Origin of the sequence: Butyricimonas faecalis (assembly GCF_003991565.1) — a bacterium.
GTDB classification, from domain to species: Bacteria; Bacteroidota; Bacteroidia; order Bacteroidales; family Marinifilaceae; genus Butyricimonas; species Butyricimonas faecalis.
The window spans coordinates 677282-693506 of record NZ_CP032819.1; the positions used below are offsets into that span (position 1 = coordinate 677282).

Annotated in this window: 13 protein-coding genes; 6 read left to right on the top strand and 7 right to left on the bottom strand. The window is 42.4% G+C overall.

Annotated features, from left to right (window positions below):
• Nucleotides 1–48: 48 nt before the first annotated feature.
• The 5 genes from D8S85_RS02840 (at nt 49) to nqrF (ending at nt 4693) form a co-directional block, all read left to right on the top strand.
• On the top strand, nt 49–1203 hold the full coding sequence (locus D8S85_RS02840; protein ID WP_106624746.1) for an NADH:ubiquinone reductase (Na(+)-transporting) subunit B: 1155 nt from the start codon (nt 49–51) through the stop codon (nt 1201–1203).
• A 71-nt stretch (nt 1204–1274) separates the two neighbouring features.
• Nucleotides 1275–2048 (top strand): NADH:ubiquinone reductase (Na(+)-transporting) subunit C, encoded by a 774-nt coding sequence (gene nqrC / locus D8S85_RS02845; RefSeq protein ID WP_106624747.1) that lies wholly within the window; start codon nt 1275–1277, stop codon nt 2046–2048.
• On the top strand, nt 2048–2692 hold the full coding sequence (locus D8S85_RS02850) for an NADH:ubiquinone reductase (Na(+)-transporting) subunit D (RefSeq protein ID WP_106624748.1): 645 nt from the start codon (nt 2048–2050) through the stop codon (nt 2690–2692). Before nqrC ends, D8S85_RS02850 begins: the two co-directional genes overlap by 1 nt.
• A gap of 23 nt (nt 2693–2715) precedes the next feature.
• Nucleotides 2716–3336 carry an NADH:ubiquinone reductase (Na(+)-transporting) subunit E gene (gene nqrE, locus D8S85_RS02855; protein WP_106624749.1) on the top strand — a complete coding sequence of 207 codons (621 nt, stop codon included), beginning with the start codon at nt 2716–2718 and terminating at the stop codon, nt 3334–3336.
• Nucleotides 3337–3424: 88 nt separating this feature from the next.
• Nucleotides 3425–4693 (top strand): NADH:ubiquinone reductase (Na(+)-transporting) subunit F, encoded by a 1269-nt coding sequence (nqrF, locus tag D8S85_RS02860; protein ID WP_106624750.1) that lies wholly within the window; start codon nt 3425–3427, stop codon nt 4691–4693.
• 39 nt (nt 4694–4732) lie between these two features.
• Here nqrF and D8S85_RS02865 read toward each other — a convergent pair whose 3' ends face one another.
• Both D8S85_RS02865 and D8S85_RS02870 read right to left on the bottom strand, forming a co-directional pair.
• Nucleotides 4733–6610 (bottom strand): DUF3413 domain-containing protein, encoded by a 1878-nt coding sequence (locus D8S85_RS02865; protein WP_106624751.1) that lies wholly within the window; start codon nt 6608–6610, stop codon nt 4733–4735.
• A 214-nt stretch (nt 6611–6824) separates the two neighbouring features.
• Complete coding sequence (locus D8S85_RS02870) at nt 6825–7319, bottom strand: hypothetical protein (RefSeq protein ID WP_106624752.1); 495 nt, start codon at nt 7317–7319, stop codon at nt 6825–6827.
• Between the two features lie 155 nt (nt 7320–7474).
• On the opposite strand from D8S85_RS02870, the gene glyA reads away from it, so the two are divergent.
• Complete coding sequence (glyA, locus tag D8S85_RS02875; RefSeq protein ID WP_106624753.1) at nt 7475–8755, top strand: serine hydroxymethyltransferase; 1281 nt, start codon at nt 7475–7477, stop codon at nt 8753–8755.
• A 70-nt stretch (nt 8756–8825) separates the two neighbouring features.
• Here the strand turns inward: glyA and D8S85_RS02880 are convergent, their stop codons facing one another.
• Genes D8S85_RS02880 through D8S85_RS02900 form a run of 5 tightly spaced genes read right to left on the bottom strand, consistent with a single transcriptional unit; the run spans nt 8826 to nt 16107 of the window.
• Nucleotides 8826–10037, bottom strand: coding sequence for a TlpA disulfide reductase family protein (locus tag D8S85_RS02880; protein WP_158641694.1), 1212 nt, complete (start codon nt 10035–10037; stop codon nt 8826–8828).
• A gap of 12 nt (nt 10038–10049) precedes the next feature.
• Nucleotides 10050–11012: a hypothetical protein gene (locus tag D8S85_RS02885; protein ID WP_127074770.1), complete on the bottom strand. Its 963-nt coding sequence runs from the start codon at nt 11010–11012 to the stop codon at nt 10050–10052.
• 12 nt (nt 11013–11024) lie between these two features.
• Entirely contained in the window at nt 11025–12539 is a 1515-nt protein-coding gene (locus D8S85_RS02890; RefSeq protein WP_106624756.1) for a RagB/SusD family nutrient uptake outer membrane protein, read from the bottom strand.
• A gap of 12 nt (nt 12540–12551) precedes the next feature.
• On the bottom strand, nt 12552–15875 hold the full coding sequence (locus D8S85_RS02895; RefSeq protein ID WP_148114318.1) for a SusC/RagA family TonB-linked outer membrane protein: 3324 nt from the start codon (nt 15873–15875) through the stop codon (nt 12552–12554).
• A gap of 10 nt (nt 15876–15885) precedes the next feature.
• The gene (locus tag D8S85_RS02900) at nt 15886–16107 is read right to left on the bottom strand and encodes a hypothetical protein (RefSeq protein ID WP_127074772.1); all 222 of its coding nucleotides are present in this window, start codon (nt 16105–16107) and stop codon (nt 15886–15888) included.
• Between the last annotated feature and the right edge of the window lie 118 nt (nt 16108–16225).

Below are 16225 nucleotides of genomic sequence, written 5' to 3' on the forward strand. Positions count from 1 at the left end.
CACGATTCAAAATTTAAAATCTAAAATCTAAAATTTAAAATTATAAAGATGAATTTTTTACGCAATTATTTAGATAAGCAAAAGCCAAAATTCGAAAAGGGAGGCAAACTATACAAGTTGCATTCTGTTTTCACGGGTTTTGAGTCTTTTCTTTTCGTGCCTAACCGCACGACATCTTCAGGCTGTAATATCCGGGACGCGATCGATCTGAAAAGAACCATGATCGTTGTCGTACTGGCCCTTATTCCGGCTCTTTTATTCGGTATCTACAACGTGGGGTACCAGCATTTCAACGCGATGGGAACGCTGGCGAACACAGGTTTCTTCGAGTTGTTCTTCTATGGATTGTGGAGAGTATTACCCATGATCGTTGTTTCTTACGTGGTCGGGTTGGGTATTGAATTTGCCGCCGCGCAGATCAGGGGACACGAGATCAACGAGGGATTCCTCGTATCCGGTCTGTTAATCCCGATGGTTATGCCGATCAACGCTCCCCTTTGGATGGTAGGAGTTTCTACCGCCTTCGCGGTGATTATCGGTAAAGAAATCTTTGGCGGTACCGGTATGAACATCTGGAACCCGGCATTATTAGCCCGTGCTTTCTTCTTCTTCTCCTACCCTTCCATGATTTCAGGAGATAAGGTATGGATTGCCGGAATGCCCGACGGGTTCTCGCAAGCCACCCCGCTTGCAGAGGTATCTCAGGGGCTACCTATGACGTATGATATGTCTTCCATGTTCTGGGGATTTATCCCGGGATCCGTGGGTGAAACATCCACGTTCTGCATCCTGCTTGGGGCTATTCTGTTAATTGCCACCGGAATCGGTAGCTGGAAGATCATGCTTTCCACTTTCATCGGAGGTTACTGCATGGCTTTATTGCTTAACTACACGTTGCCCGCGACCAATCCGTACGCGGCAATCACCCCGATTACCCATTTAATCATGGGAGGTTTTGCTTTCGGAGCCGTATTCATGGCTACAGACCCTGTAACATCGGCACAAACGGAAAGAGGGAAATGGATATACGGTTTCATTTTAGGTGTCATGGCCATCCTTATTCGTACGCTTAACCCCGGTTATCCGGAAGGAATGATGTTAGCCATCCTGTTAATGAACACCTTTGCTCCGCTTATTGACTGGTTTGTTGTCCAAGGCAACATCAAGCGCAGACTGAAAAGAGCTAAACAATTTCAGATTTAAGATTTCATGATTTCAGATTACCTAAAAACAATCGTAAATCATAAATCGTAAATCACTAAATCTTTAATGAGATGAACAAACAAGGAAATACATATACCTTTATTTATTCCATCGTTTTGGTTGTCGTAGTTGCAGCCATTTTGGCGATAGTGTCTCTTTCACTGAAGCCATATCAAGATGAGAATATAGAGAACGAGAAGAGACAAAACATTCTGAGTTCTGTAAATGTTAGTTCTACCCCGGAGACTTCGGCTGAATTGTTCAATAAGATCATCACGAAACAATTCATTCTGAACTACAAGGGTGAGGCTATCGAAGGAAACGCTTTCGCCGTGGACATCCCGACGGAAGGTAAGAAACTTCAGAAAGCGCTAAAAAATCCGGAACTTCAGAAAGCGTTGAAGGACGGACAACTGCTTTCAGAAACGATCAAAGATGACAAAGCATTGGCAGATATCAAATTCCCGGTATTCGTGGCCGATGTTGACGGTGCCATCAAGTATGTCCTGCCGACCTACGGGGTTGGGCTTTGGGGGCCTGTTTGGGGGTATATTTCTTTAAACGAGGACAAAAACACGGTTTACGGGGTTTTGTTCGATCACAAAGGAGAAACTCCCGGGCTTGGAGCCGAGATCACTCAACCGTTTTTCCAAAAGCAATTCAGCGGAAAGACTATTTTTGAGAACTCCTCTTTAAAAGCCATCACGGTGAAGAAAGGCGGCAACGCAACCGGGGCACACGAAGTTGACGGAATCTCCGGGGGTACTATTACATCAAAAGCAGTTGAGACCATGATTGCCGACTACTTAAAATGTTACGAACAATTCTTAAAACAAATACAATAATGAGCGATAAAGAAACATTATTTTCAGCTAAGAACCGAGGCTTGTTACTCGGCCCCTTGAGCAAAAATAACCCCGTTCTGGTACAGATTCTGGGTATATGTTCTGCTCTCGCCGTAACCGCGAAAATGGAACCGGCCATCGTGATGGCTCTTTCGGTTACAGCCGTAACGGCATTCTCTAACGTGATTCTTTCGCTACTGAGAAATACAATCCCGACACGTATACGTATTATAGTGCAATTGGTGGTGGTTGCCGCACTGGTAATCATCGTGGACCAAGTACTGAAAGCATTTGCTTACGAGGTAAGTAAACAATTGTCCGTGTTCGTCGGGTTGATCATCACAAACTGTATCATCATGGGACGTATCGAGGCGTTCGCCTTGGGCAACAAACCGTGGCCTTCATTACTTGACGGTATCGGTAACGGTCTCGGATACGGTTTAGTCCTCGTTATCGTGGCATTCTTCCGTGAATTACTCGGATCCGGAACTTTGTTCGGAGTAAAAGTAATCCCGCAAATATTCTACGATTGGGGTTATCAAAACAACGGTCTGATGATTCTTCCCCCGATGGCGTTGATGCTGGTGGGGCTGATCATCTGGGTTCACCGTTCCAAGAACAAGGATTTAATAGAACAGAAATAGTCAACTAATAGTGAAATAACGATATGGAAAATCTATTAAATATATTTGTACGGTCCGTATTCATTGATAACATGATCTTTGCTTACTTTTTGGGTATGTGTTCATACCTTGCGGTATCGAAGACCGTGAAGACATCATTCGGATTAGGTATTGCCGTCGTATTCGTGTTATTGATCACCGTTCCGGTGAACTACTTGCTGGATAACTTCGTGTTGAAAGCCGGTGCTTTAAGCTGGTTATTAGGTGAAAGTGCAGCAAATATCGACTTGAGTTTCTTGAGTTTCATCATGTTTATCGCGGTTATTGCCGCCATCGTGCAACTCGTGGAAATGGTGGTTGAAAAGTTTGCCCCGGCTCTCTACAACCAGTTAGGAATCTTCCTTCCGTTGATCGCGGTAAACTGCGCCATCATGGGTGCATCTTTGTTCATGCAGGAAAGAGGATACGCTAACATTGGAGAGGCAACCGCTTTCGGTTTGGGTTCAGGTATCGGCTGGATGCTCGCCATCGTGGGTATTGCCGCTATTCGCGAGAAACTGACATATTCAAACATCCCTGCCCCGCTTAGAGGTATCGGTATTACCTTTATCGTGACGGGATTGATGGCTATTTCATTCATGAGTTTCTTGGGAATTAACCTGTAAAGTAATTTTTGATTTATGATTTTTGATTTCAGATTACACACGATGAATCAAGAATTGTAAATCGTAAATCATTAAATCTAAAATTAAAATGATGTTATTAGCAATAAATACAACAATTGTCATGTCGGGGGTCATCGTGTTCCTTATCGTAACACTGATTCTGGTAGGCATGCTTTTGTTCGCCAAGGCCAAACTGACTCCCAAAGGAGAGGTGAAGGTTGATATTAATCATGGCGAAAAGGAATTAGTAACCGAACCGGGGTCCACGTTGTTGGCCACCCTTGGAAACAACAAGATCTTCCTTCCCTCGGCTTGTGGAGGTAAAGGTTCATGCGGTATGTGTCGTTGTCAGGTTGAATCCGGAGCAGGGTCTATCCTACCGACAGAAACAGGGTTCTTCTCTTATAAACAACAACACGACAACTGGCGTTTGGCTTGCCAAGTGAAAGTGAAAGAGAATATCGAAATGCACATTCCGGAAGCAGTTCTTGGAATCAAGAAATGGGAATGTGAAGTGGTTTCTAACAGAAACATCTCTACTTTCTTGAAAGAATTCGTGGTAAAATTACCGGAAGGCGAAAATTTGAAATTCAAATCCGGTGGATACATCCAGATTGACGTACCCGCAATCGATGTTGACTTCAAGACTTTCGATATTGACGAGAAGTATAAGGCAGACTGGGAGCGGATGAAGATGTTCGATCTCAAAATGCACAATCCGGAAGCTACTTACCGGGCTTACTCTATGGCCAACTCCCCGGCGGAAGGTAACATTATCATGTTGAACATTCGTATCGCTACTCCCCCGTTTGACAAAGCCATCGGTGGTTTTGCCAACGTGAACCCCGGTATCTGTTCTTCATACATCTTCTCTCGCAAACCGGGAGATAAGGTAAATATTTCCGGACCTTACGGAGAGTTCTTCTTGAGAGACACGAATAATGAAATGATGTTTATCGGTGGTGGTGCCGGTATGGCCCCCATGCGTTCACACATCTTTAACCTCTTCCACACGATGCACACCGATCGTAAAGTTACTTTCTGGTACGGTGCGCGTGCTTTGCAAGAAGCTCCTTACGTGGATGAGTTCAACAAGATTCAAGAAGAGAACCCGAACTTCCACTGGACGCTGGCTCTTGACAGACCGGATCCCGTGGCAGATGCGGCAGGCGTGGCTTATAAACCGGGCTTTGTTCACCAAGTAATCTTCGAGAATTATTTGAAGAATCATGAAAACCCTGAAGATATTGAATATTACCTCTGCGGTCCTCCTATGATGATCTCGGCAGTAACCAAAATGCTGTACGACCTTGGAGTTCCGGATGAAAACGTGATGTACGATAACTTCGGAGGATAATCAAAATAAAAAAAGCTGCTTGTGAAAGCAGCTTTTTTATTATTTCTTTAAAAACATATTCTTAAATTCTATCGCTTCAAGCAGTAACCCGGCATTTACCTGATTTCTAGAAAGACGATTTAACGAAGAATCCGTCACGTGTATATTCCCGGCTACCTTTTTTTCGTAGATCACGTTGTCCATGATAAAAGCATAGTTTTGCGGGTCTCCGGCCAGATGAAAAGGCGGCCGCTCGGGATCAAATAAATCTTTTCCCATAGAAAAGTCCCCCGCTGGATTCTTTACTCCCAGCACTTGTTTCATTAAAGTCGGCGTCACATCGTAATGAGATGTTCTATGCGAATACACTCCGGGAGTGTTTCCCGGATAATACAGGATAAACGGAACATGCACTTGTGCATTCGAGAAATCACTTCCATGGCCCCAAAAGTTCTTCTTATTCTCGTTAAATTCCTGCCCGTGATCCCCGGTAATAACAATCACGGAATTATCTAACAACCCGTTCGCCTCCAATTTATTCACCACTTTTCCCACAAGAGAATCCACGTAATAGGCGCAATTACGGTACAAGTTAAAGAACGGTTCTGGATCCAGGTTATTATTCAAAGCCAGATAATTGGCATAATCCCACGAAGGCTGAAATTTCTTACGATAAGGAGCCGGAATGTCTATCGCGTGCAGCAAATCATAAAATACGAAAGAAAAGAACGGTTTATTTACCTCTTTCCGTTCATCCAAGTAATTCAGAAAGTCTTCCGTGATCTTGTTATCCCGATCAAAAGGAGTGGCTCCCGGTGTTTCTTTGCGAATATCTTTCACCTCCCCGAAGATGATGCGATAAAAAGGAGGATTCACGAGAGTTGCACTGGCGAATGTTTCTATATCATATCCTCTTTCCAATAAATTCTCGATAAATAAAGGCTGTACTCCCGTACGTTCAAAATCTTGCCAGTAGGTTGCGGAAATACCGAAAAACAAACCGAATATCCCACCTCGTGTGCCATTACTGGAACTCAAATGACGATTGAATACCGCAGAACGATCGCCAAAAGCCCGGATGTTGGGACAGCATTCCCGGGTAAAGGTTCTGAAATTCCATGAATCCAAAATAAGATAGATTATATTCAACGGTTTCACGCTATCCACTTTTTCCAGAGGATAAAGAGGGTACACGAAACTATGCCCCTGCCCTTTATCCGGGTTATTTACATACAAGTCCTCCTTTTTGACCACCCCCAACTTCAACATCAATCGGTTGGCCGTCAAAGGATAGTATTGTGGCAAACAAGCCGATACTTCCATGATCGAGTTCACGTTGGCAGCCGCGGCATAAGCATGAGTTAATTGGGGAGCAATACAAGAAAACAAGAAAAGATAAATCCCTATTTTCACCTGTTTAGAAGTAACATACCGGGCATATCGATAAGCAATAAAAACAACAGCCAAAGTAAACAGCAAGATAAGTAACCCGATAAGTACTCCATGCAGGATCAACGTGTTGTTAAACACGAACACCTGACTCCCACCCCCACCAAAAGCCAGATCCAGCACGAATCCGTTGATATGAAATTTATACAACTGAAAAACAATCCCGTTCAAATAGGCCAGCACGTTCAATAAAAATATAGCACAAGTGAATAATATCGTACCCACGTTCCGCATTTTCTGCCACCACGTGAAGGGAAGATATAAAATGACCCAAGGAATCAACGTGAAAAGAAAAGCTTGCCCCAATGCCGCTATCAAATAATAAAGACCTCCGGTGAAATCCAAGGATTCCCAGTAATTACTATTCACGAGATAAATCACAAATTGAACAAGTAACATGCAAGAGGCACAGGCATAAAACAAGAAACCCCTCTTCAAATAATTCATTTTCCCGGTGTAAACTTTTGATTTAGAAGTATCAAATATCATAAACGATTGTATTTAGAAATGATCATATAATAGTTGCAAATAAAAAGCATTAAATCGACTTTTCAATCATTTTCTTAAAAATTCATTCTCAATTATTTAATTCTTTTTCTTGAAGCCCCGGTAACAAAAAAATGCATATCAATAAACGATCGTTTAATGATATGCACCACGTCAAGCATAAATTCCTTTCAGAAAGAAATATACGTTCAAATTATCAATATTTCAACTTACTATAATTCAAAGCATATAATATAATAAATACCAAAGCCCAAAAACCGGACATGGCCATAGAAATCAACACGACACTATTCCAACCGGAATAAACGGGTAGGATAAACAACTGACCGATCTGGGCGATCACGTATAAATAAAAACCATTTCTTTTTAACTTATACATCATGAAAGCTCCGATTAAACTGACCACGGAGCATAGGGCTGCTAAAGAATAGATAGCTTTCCCGTGCATGATGGTGGTTTGTAACACTTCCAAGGATGAAGTCATGAGGGAAGAAACCCAAGAAGGTTGTGCTTCGGCCCCGGCCATCGTCGTTATCTGTTGAATCTGGGCAACCAGTCGTTCCGGGGTAAATATGGCTAGTTGAAACAAATTATTAATTAAGCCCCAACCGCTACCAATAAATGTCAAGATGCAAAGTACGGTGAGAAAAGTCGGTCTGACCGGTCTTTCTGCACTAAAAGGATTTTCCATAATCAAATTAATTTTATATATAACAAACGTACACAAATATTCGAAAATTAAAAAATAAGAGATGAAAAAAAGTTGACAAATACTTTGTTTACATGGACGATTAGTATAATTTTGGCCTAGATTTATAAACGTCTACAGTATTAAAAATCTAAATAATGAAAAGAGACACTCAAATTTTCGACTTGATTGACAAAGAATGTCATCGTCAAAAAGAAGGACTTGAATTAATCGCTTCAGAAAATTTCGTGAGCGAGCAAGTAATGCAGGCCATGGGATCTTGCCTGACCAATAAATATGCAGAGGGATACCCCGGAGCCCGTTATTACGGCGGTTGTCAAATTGTTGACCAAACGGAACAACTGGCTATCGATCGGGCATGCCAATTATTCGGTGCAGAATTCGCTAACGTGCAACCGCACTCCGGAGCACAAGCCAACGCTGCCGTATTTTTCGCTTGCATGAAACCCGGTGATACTTTCTTAGGTCTAGACCTGGCTCATGGCGGTCACCTTTCACACGGATCACCCGTGAATCTTTCCGGTATCAACTACCACCCGGTAGCTTACCACGTGAAAGAAGAGACCGGAATGGTTGATTACGACGAGATGGAACGGTTGGCTTTGGAACACAAACCGAAATTAATCGTATCCGGTGCTTCCGCTTATTCTCGTGATTGGGATTACAAACGTATGCGGGAAATCGCTGATAAAGTAGGTGCTTTGTTAATGTGCGATATGTCTCACCCTGCCGGTTTGATTGCCAAAGGTTTATTGAACAACCCGATGGAATATTGCCACATCGTGACCACGACTACCCACAAAACACTTCGCGGACCTCGTGGTGGTATGATCCTTCTTCCGAAAGATTTCCCGAATCCTTGGGGATTAAAAACTCCGAAGGGAGAGATCAAGATGATGTCACAAGTGATCAACTTTGCCGTATTCCCGGGCCAACAAGGTGGACCGCTTGAACACGTGATCGCTGCTAAAGCTGTTGCTTTCGGAGAGGCATTATCCGACGAGTACACGGAATATGCAAAACAAATGTTGGCTAACGCCAGAGCTATGGCGAAAGCATTCGTGGAAAAAGGTTATAAAGTTGTTTCCGGTGGTACTGATAACCACTCCATGTTGATCGACTTGAGAACCAAATTCCCGGAATTAACCGGAAAGAAAGCTGAAAACACGCTTGTTAAAGCTGACATCACGATCAACAAGAACATGGTTCCGTTTGATACCCGTACCCCGTTCTCCACGTCAGGTCTTCGTGTTGGAACTCCGGCAATCACTACCCGTGGTTTGAAGGAAGAGCACATGCCTGTCATCGTGGACATGATCGACAGAGTATTGAGTGCCCCGGACGATGAAACCGTAATTGCACAAGTAAAGAAAGAGGTAAATGCCATGATGAGCGACAGACCGATGTTTGCTTGGTAATTTATTCTCTCGGATATAAAAATAATCACGCAATCTTTTATAAATCGCGTGATTATTTTTTATACCGATATTAGAGTTTTATTTTATCACCCAGCAAATCTTTAACAACCACATCCAATTCTGCCCCACGTACGCCACCACGCACGATCTTTCCCTCCGGGTCCAGTATCAAACAGAAAGGTACACCATTCACTTGATAGACGGAACGTACCCCTCCTTTAAATCCCTTTTGATCACATAATTGTATCCATTCCATGTTTTCTTCCTGAACAGCTTTTTTCCAATCCGCATCCCTTTCATCAATAGAAATGCTAATCATGTTCAAATTGTCCTTACCTCCCGACTGGTATAAATGCCGTAAATGAGGAATCTCACCACGACAAGGACCACACCAGGATGCCCAAAATTCCAACATATTGTACACTCCCGGCTTCACAAATTCGGACAACTTAACTTTTTCTCCTTTCAGATCCGTCAATTCAATATCATGGTATTTAACTCCTTTAGCCGTACAGTACATCCGTTCCGCAGTTTCTCGAAGTCCGTCCATCAGCTCTGATTCCTGCACGGAAGAATCGAAATTATCTACCACAGCTTTAATTTCGGATACAGTCATATCACTTTTCCTCCTGTTAAGCATCCAATTGGCAACAAAAATTCCTACCACGGAAGCCTTATTATTCCGAATAAATTCTAATGTCGCTTGATTTATTTGTTCCGTGACCGCTTCACGTTCCCGAACAATTTGCATACCTTCTTCTGTGTTAAATATTCCGTCAATCGCCGGACAATGATACACTTCCAAATACTTATTCCACAAATCGGCACTTCGCTTTGTTAATTCTCTGACAGATCCCTGGTATTGATTATATAAATCCTGAGTCGGAGATCCCGAGAGTGTCACGTTATGCTCTTTACTCACCGGTTCCCAATAATAACTCGGCATACTATCAATCTGGCATTCAAATCTTATTCGAGAGTTATCAACGAAAAAAGAGTAAGCTTTCAACTGTTTCTTAAATCCATCTGTCTCTTGTGGAGTCTTATCAATTATCAACTTACAATATTTTGGATAAATCAAAGGCTGTTTCCCTTTCAACACAAACTTCTCCCCTTTAATGATAGTAGAATCCAAGATAACTTCAGGATAATATCCCAAATCTGCTAAACGCACAACCACACCATCAGCCGCTCCCGGTATATGACCTTCAATCGTGTATGTCTTCACTTGATTACAAGCTACTCCACAAAAAAGAATTCCTAAAAGTAATAATAGTTTCATCGTCATTCGTTTTTAATTTATTTGTACAGCCTGCCATTTCACGGCAAGTTTTTCCATATCTAATTCATAAAGATTCTGATAATACTTCAATACCAACTCATATTTTTCACGTATCTTGGGCCAAGCATCCAGATCTGCCTGTCGATCAGTTAGAGGGACTGTCAAAATCCAAGCTACATAAGAAGCCCAGTCACCGTAAGGGCTATCGGAAGAAGCTCTTGCTCCAAACGGACTAATAAAGCCACACTTTTTCCCTATTTCCGTGAAATAGGTAGTTCCACTCATACATACATCCACCCCGGATTCATTCTCGTAATAATATAAACCTTTAGAAACAAGCCCAAAACGTTCCGGTAAGGTGATATTTTTATAATAGGTATACGCCAGACCTCTGAAAAATTCATGACAAATTCCCCGCTTCCAACCGACAAGATTAGTGACAAATTTATCGTCGGTATCCTCTTCATTATTCAGATAACCATAATGAATGATCCCTTGTTGATCTTCCGTGTGAGTATTCGAAAAAATAATATTCCCGTCCTCATCTTTATATTTATTATACCCGGGATTAATTTTTACCAACACATGCCGCTTATGCAAATCACCACGCACCATATCATCCGGTAATAGTGAAAAAAATTGGGTCAACAAACTCAAGAATTTCTCGGCCACGGCCTCCTCTGCTGCCTGCATGGGAATGGCTGCCCCATTATTAGAAATAATACTATTTTCTTGTGTATAACCAACTTCCGTCCTCAAGGCATCCTCGCCACTCAAATTGTAGTACACGTGCAAATCGTATTTCTGCCACAAAGCGTAACACATTTTCTGGGCTTCGGAAGGACCATTCGTGATTTTTGGAACCGGTCCTGCATATTCCCATTTAGCCTTAGGTGCATCCTCCTTGTTACATGCCGACAAGCAAGCAAAAAGGAAACAAACGATTAGTAATTTATGTATTCTTATTGTATTCATAACTTTCTCATTTTAACGGGGATTACTACCAATTGCAGGATTAACACTCAATTCTCTCTTAGGAATTTGCAACACATACCGCGGATCATTCTTTTCTAACCGGGCCGTCTCGTTATTATAGCCCACACGTTCCATGGCAGGACGGGTCGTGCGACGTAAATCAAACCAACGATGCCCCTCAAAACACAACTCCAGACGACGCTCTTTCATTACAAATTCCAAGAGGGTATTCTGGTTAAAATCTTCAACTTTCAACGGGGTATATTCTCCTTCCCTGAATTTTTCCACCCGCAACGTGTTCAGATAGTCAACGGCTTTTTTCATTCCATCAGTTTTATGCGCATAAGCTTCCGCCAATATCAAGTACATTTCCTCGATCCGAATCACCCGAGTATATCCACTCTCCCTACTATCTTGCATGGTATATGTCAGTCCAATATAACGGTTTTTAGCATAACTCAATTTCGTTCTATAACCTGCATACGTATCCCTAGAATAAGTTTGCATGAAATAAAAACGCCGAACATCTCCTGTCTCAAATTGACGAGCCAAATCTTTATTCACGCTAAACGTGGTAATAAACAACCAATAACTCATTGCTGGCATCAATTCGTTAATTCCATTCACGAAAATTACGTTATCATTGTCTTTTGACAGATAATCCTTGCCCCAGATATTCGTGGCATTCCAGCCTGTTCCCGAATTATTTTCCATGTTAAGCTTCATCCCGGCCTCGTAAAGATTAAATATTGCCGGATTTTCTTTAATCACCTCTTCTGCATATTTTATAGCGTTATCCCAATCCTGCATGTAAAGATATACCCGTGCCAGTAATGCTTTGGCCGATAAGGCATCGAATTTTAACTTTGCCTCTTTCTTTATCGGGTTGGCCTCCATCAATTTAATCCCTTCAAGTAAATCGTCAACGATTAGATCATACACCTCTTTCACCGTGTTCCGAGTATACGCCTTATCTTCCGCGGAAGTACTCTTCGTTATTGGCATCCCTGGATCCGTGGTACAAGTTTCCGGGTTATAAGGAACAGCATACAAGTTTACCAAGTAGAAATAAGAATAGGCTCTCAATGCGTAAGCTTCCCCTTTGATATTCTTACGGGTACGTTCCACGTTCACCTCGTTAAGCTCGACTCCGGAAGCCTTATCTATATTTTCTATCACGACATTACAATAAAATATACTTTCGTAAAACTTCTCAAAAGCTTTATCCCCGTCAAGCATAGAAGCTTCGTGATGATCTTGCCACATATAGGCAGAAATATACACGTCACCATTATCCGTACCGGGCATAACATGGTCCGCTGCGATCAGATCAACATCATCCGAAAGAATATCCAAGTAAGGAACAACCTGCCCCGTAACATACCCTTTATTCAGTAACTGGGCATAATCATCCGTGGTAGAAGGCTTCAATTTATTCTGTGGCATTTCTTCCAGGTAAGACTCGCAAGCCGTCAGAAACATTCCGACTAAAACCGCTATAATAATAGATAAATATTTATTTTTCATATACTATCCATTTTAGAAATTAACATTCAAACCTAAAGTAAAACTAGTTGGCAGCGGTTGTGAACCATAAGCCGTCGTGGTATAATTAATCGTTTCCGGATCATATCCTTTCAAACGCCTATCTGCAAGGACAAACAGGTTTTGAGCCTGCAACTTTAAAGATATTCCTCCCAGCGAGCACCCGCCAATTACTATTTTTTGTACCAGTTGCCGAGGTAAACGATACTCCAACATAACATTCCGCAAACGAAGATAATCACCCGGAACCACGGTCACCTGACTTTGATTAAAAAGTCCGGTCGTGTAGTACGTACCATCAGCCGTTGTAAAATATCCACTCCCCCCGGAAAGACAAGGAATCACTTTTGTAGCCTCATCGCCCGGTTTCCGCCAGCGTTCCATAATCCGTCTATTGGCATTCTGATCGTCAGAAGGAGAGCTATTATAGGCATATTCCGGTAAACGAATCACATTCTTTAAACCGAAAGAAAACAAGAAAGAGAGAGTAAATTCCTTGTATTTAATCACGTTATTAAAACCTCCCGTTAAAATCGGATCACGGGTACCTTCATATTTCAAGTTTTCGATATTACTAAATACAGCCGTCGGCAACTCCGTGTCACCCGCATTTAACTTGTTATTATCCTGATCATAGAATAAAGGCATCCCGTCCGCATCCAACTCTGCGAAACGATAAGAAAACATACCGTTAACCGGTTTGCCCAAATATACTTCTCCCGGGGTATAAACACTTTTCACCAAATTCTGTGCTTGAGGTGTTATATTCGATTTCGTCACCTTGTTTTTCACGTATCCCAAATTCAAGGAAGACATCCAGGACACCTGTTTTGAACGAATGATATACCCCGACACGGCAATATCCACACCCTGATTCTTCACGTTGGCATAATTCACGTACTTGTTCAAAAATCCCGTTACGGCCGACACGTCTTTAGAAGCAATCAAATCCCGGCTGGCATCCCGGTAGTAATCTACATCCACGGACAAACGATTATTCAACATACTCAATTCCAACCCAACATTCAGAGAAGAAGTTGTTTCCCATTTCAAATCCGGGTTAGGGGCTTGATCTATTTTCATTTCGAGTAAATCATTAAATTTATTCGGTGGCAAAGCCGAAGCGATAATCTGGGGAGAACTATCTTCCACGATATTCCCGCGTAGCCCGTAAGAAGCCCGAATAGCCAAATCATTTAACATACTCACACCTGCAAGAAAATTCTCGTTACTTACAATCCATTTAGCGGAAACAGACCATAAAGGCAGATAACGATATTTCGGATTAGAGCCGAACAGATTCGAACCGTCAAACCGGATATTTCCATTAATCACGTAACGATCTTTGTACATGGCGGATAAAACCCCGTAATAAGAAATATACGAACGTTCCGGTACATTGCGGATAACCATGTTTCGAAACAAATGTCCTGTGGACTCGCCCAAAGAAGGCTCATAAAAAATATTCCCCCGGTCGTGCATGTACCCGTAATTTTGAGTCGTCAGCCCTCTGTACTTTGTCGTCCTGAATTCCTGCCCTAGCATCCCGTCTATAGAAAGATCATCCCCGATATGTCCCTTGTACTCCAAACCATTCCGAATCAACGAAGTCCGTTGCTCGTAATCCGTTTCGTTATACACGCCCCCAAACGGTAGAGGGGTTTCAGCCAATTCCTCCTCGGTAGGATTTCCAAAATCATACCCTCGTAAATTAGCCACGTAAGCACTTTGCTCTTTAGCGTAATCAATGCTGGCAGAATGAGACGATGAATAACTAAACAATCCGTTATATTTCAATCCTTTATACAAATTCACGGTCAAATTGACTATCCCCTTCAAATCTGTCTGGGTAGATTCCCGCTTGGTATTTTCCTGTTCAAATAAAATATTGAACAAATAATACCCGCCAACACTCTTTTTATAGAAGAAATAATCCCCGTTTTCATCATACAAAGGAATTGTTCTGGAAGTTCGTACAGCATACATAAAAGGATCAATACTCGTGTGATAACTCTCCCGATCCCGTCGTCCGACCTGTAGCGTCGTCCCTAACCGTACACCTTTAAACAGTTCGGCATTCATCTTTGCCAATCCCCCATAATTTTTATACTCGCTGATTTTATCCGCACCCTGTTCTCCATTATAGCTCATCGACACGTAATAATCCATCTTTTCCGTCCCCCCGGAAATACTTAAATTATGTGTCTGTGTATAGGCATTACGGAATAATATTTTAAACCAATCCGTATTTCGTGTTTCCAGTTCTCGAACTTTTTGCTTGTACTCCTCCAAACTTAAATTACCCAACCCGTATTGTTGCATCAAATTCTCCATTCCCACAACACCACTCACCCTCAACCCGTCATCATAACATTGTTGTGTAAGCTCCACCCTTTCCTGTGAATTCAAAAGATCGAAATCATCATAAGAGGGACGTAAACTCACGCTGGAGGTATGTTGATATGAAATATTGAATCCGCCATCCCGCTTCCCTTTTTTCGTCGTTACCACGATCACTCCATTGGCAGCTCTCGTCCCGTAAATAGCCGTGGCGGAAGCATCTTTCAACACGGTAATACTTTCAATGTCGCTCGGATTTATACCGCCAATAGCAGAATTGAACATATTCATCACGTCGGGACTGTTCAACTCGGCCACGGAAATAGGAACCGAATTTTCAAGCATCACACCGTCCAGCACCCATAATGGATCAGCATTCCCGGTAATTGTGGCCGTTCCCCGCACCCTGATCTTGGGAGCCGCTCCCGGTGCTGCCGAAATATTTATCACGGAAAGCCCCGCCAGTTGTCCCTGCAACATCTGTTCAATACTCGTGGCCCCAATCATGTTCAAATCTTCCGTCTTCACGCTCGACACGGCACTCGTCAACTGACGCTTTTCGATTTGCTGGTAACCGGTAACCACCACTTCATCCAGCTTCGCATCTTTCTCTTTCATAACGACATTTAATTCCGTCTCACCCCAGTAGGCCACCTCCTTTGTTTCCATCCCGACAAAAGAAAATACCAGCACCAAACTATCTGCCGAGGCGACTTCTAACCTAAACTTTCCATTCCCGTCCGTCGACACACCTATTGTCGAACCTTTCACGAGAACAGTCACGCCCGGCAAGGAACCTCCCTGCTGATCTTTCACCGTGCCTTGTATCACGATCTTCTTATCGGACTGCTTTACAGGTCGAATAATAATCGTTTTCCCTACAAATTCATAACTGTAGTTTCCTTTCAACACCTCTTCCAGCAAATCCTGCACACTCATTTTACGGGTAGATAACGTCACCTGACATCGCGTATCCAACTCGTCATTACTAAAAAATATCGTAACTCAATTGCTGGGTAATCGTCTTAAACACCTTTTCCACTGTCATCCGGTTCACGTCAAGCGTTACCATCTCGTTTTGCGCATATGCCGAAGCATGAACCTGAAACATACCCAAAAAGAAAAAGAAGGCCATTAATTTCATAATCCACAACCATTTTTTTATCCTGCCTAACGGGCAGAATAAGCCCTTGTAATCATTTTTTTTCATACATTTGTATTTTAATATTAGTAATAGTCCTCAACCAGCCACTACCAATGAACGGTTGCGGACGTTATTTAGTCTATTGGGGATAAGAGTTGCGACCTCTTGTCCCTTTTTTCATAAA

Bases quoted from the DNA above. Each gene is read 5' to 3' on its own strand.
- D8S85_RS02865 (WP_106624751.1), bottom strand. From the start codon at position 6,610: ATGATATTTGATACTTCTAAATCAAAAGTTTACACCGGGAAAATGAAT.
- D8S85_RS02885 (WP_127074770.1), bottom strand. From the start codon at position 11,012: ATGAATACAATAAGAATACATAAATTACTAATCGTTTGTTTCCTTTTT.
- glyA (WP_106624753.1), top strand. From the start codon at position 7,475: ATGAAAAGAGACACTCAAATTTTCGACTTGATTGACAAAGAATGTCAT.
- nqrE (WP_106624749.1), top strand. From the start codon at position 2,716: ATGGAAAATCTATTAAATATATTTGTACGGTCCGTATTCATTGATAAC.
- D8S85_RS02870 (WP_106624752.1), bottom strand. From the start codon at position 7,319: ATGGAAAATCCTTTTAGTGCAGAAAGACCGGTCAGACCGACTTTTCTC.
- D8S85_RS02840 (WP_106624746.1), top strand. From the start codon at position 49: ATGAATTTTTTACGCAATTATTTAGATAAGCAAAAGCCAAAATTCGAA.
- D8S85_RS02890 (WP_106624756.1), bottom strand. From the start codon at position 12,539: ATGAAAAATAAATATTTATCTATTATTATAGCGGTTTTAGTCGGAATG.
- nqrC (WP_106624747.1), top strand. From the start codon at position 1,275: ATGAACAAACAAGGAAATACATATACCTTTATTTATTCCATCGTTTTG.
- D8S85_RS02900 (WP_127074772.1), bottom strand. From the start codon at position 16,107: ATGAAAAAAAATGATTACAAGGGCTTATTCTGCCCGTTAGGCAGGATA.
- nqrF (WP_106624750.1), top strand. From the start codon at position 3,425: ATGATGTTATTAGCAATAAATACAACAATTGTCATGTCGGGGGTCATC.
- D8S85_RS02850 (WP_106624748.1), top strand. From the start codon at position 2,048: ATGAGCGATAAAGAAACATTATTTTCAGCTAAGAACCGAGGCTTGTTA.
- D8S85_RS02880 (WP_158641694.1), bottom strand. From the start codon at position 10,037: ATGAAACTATTATTACTTTTAGGAATTCTTTTTTGTGGAGTAGCTTGT.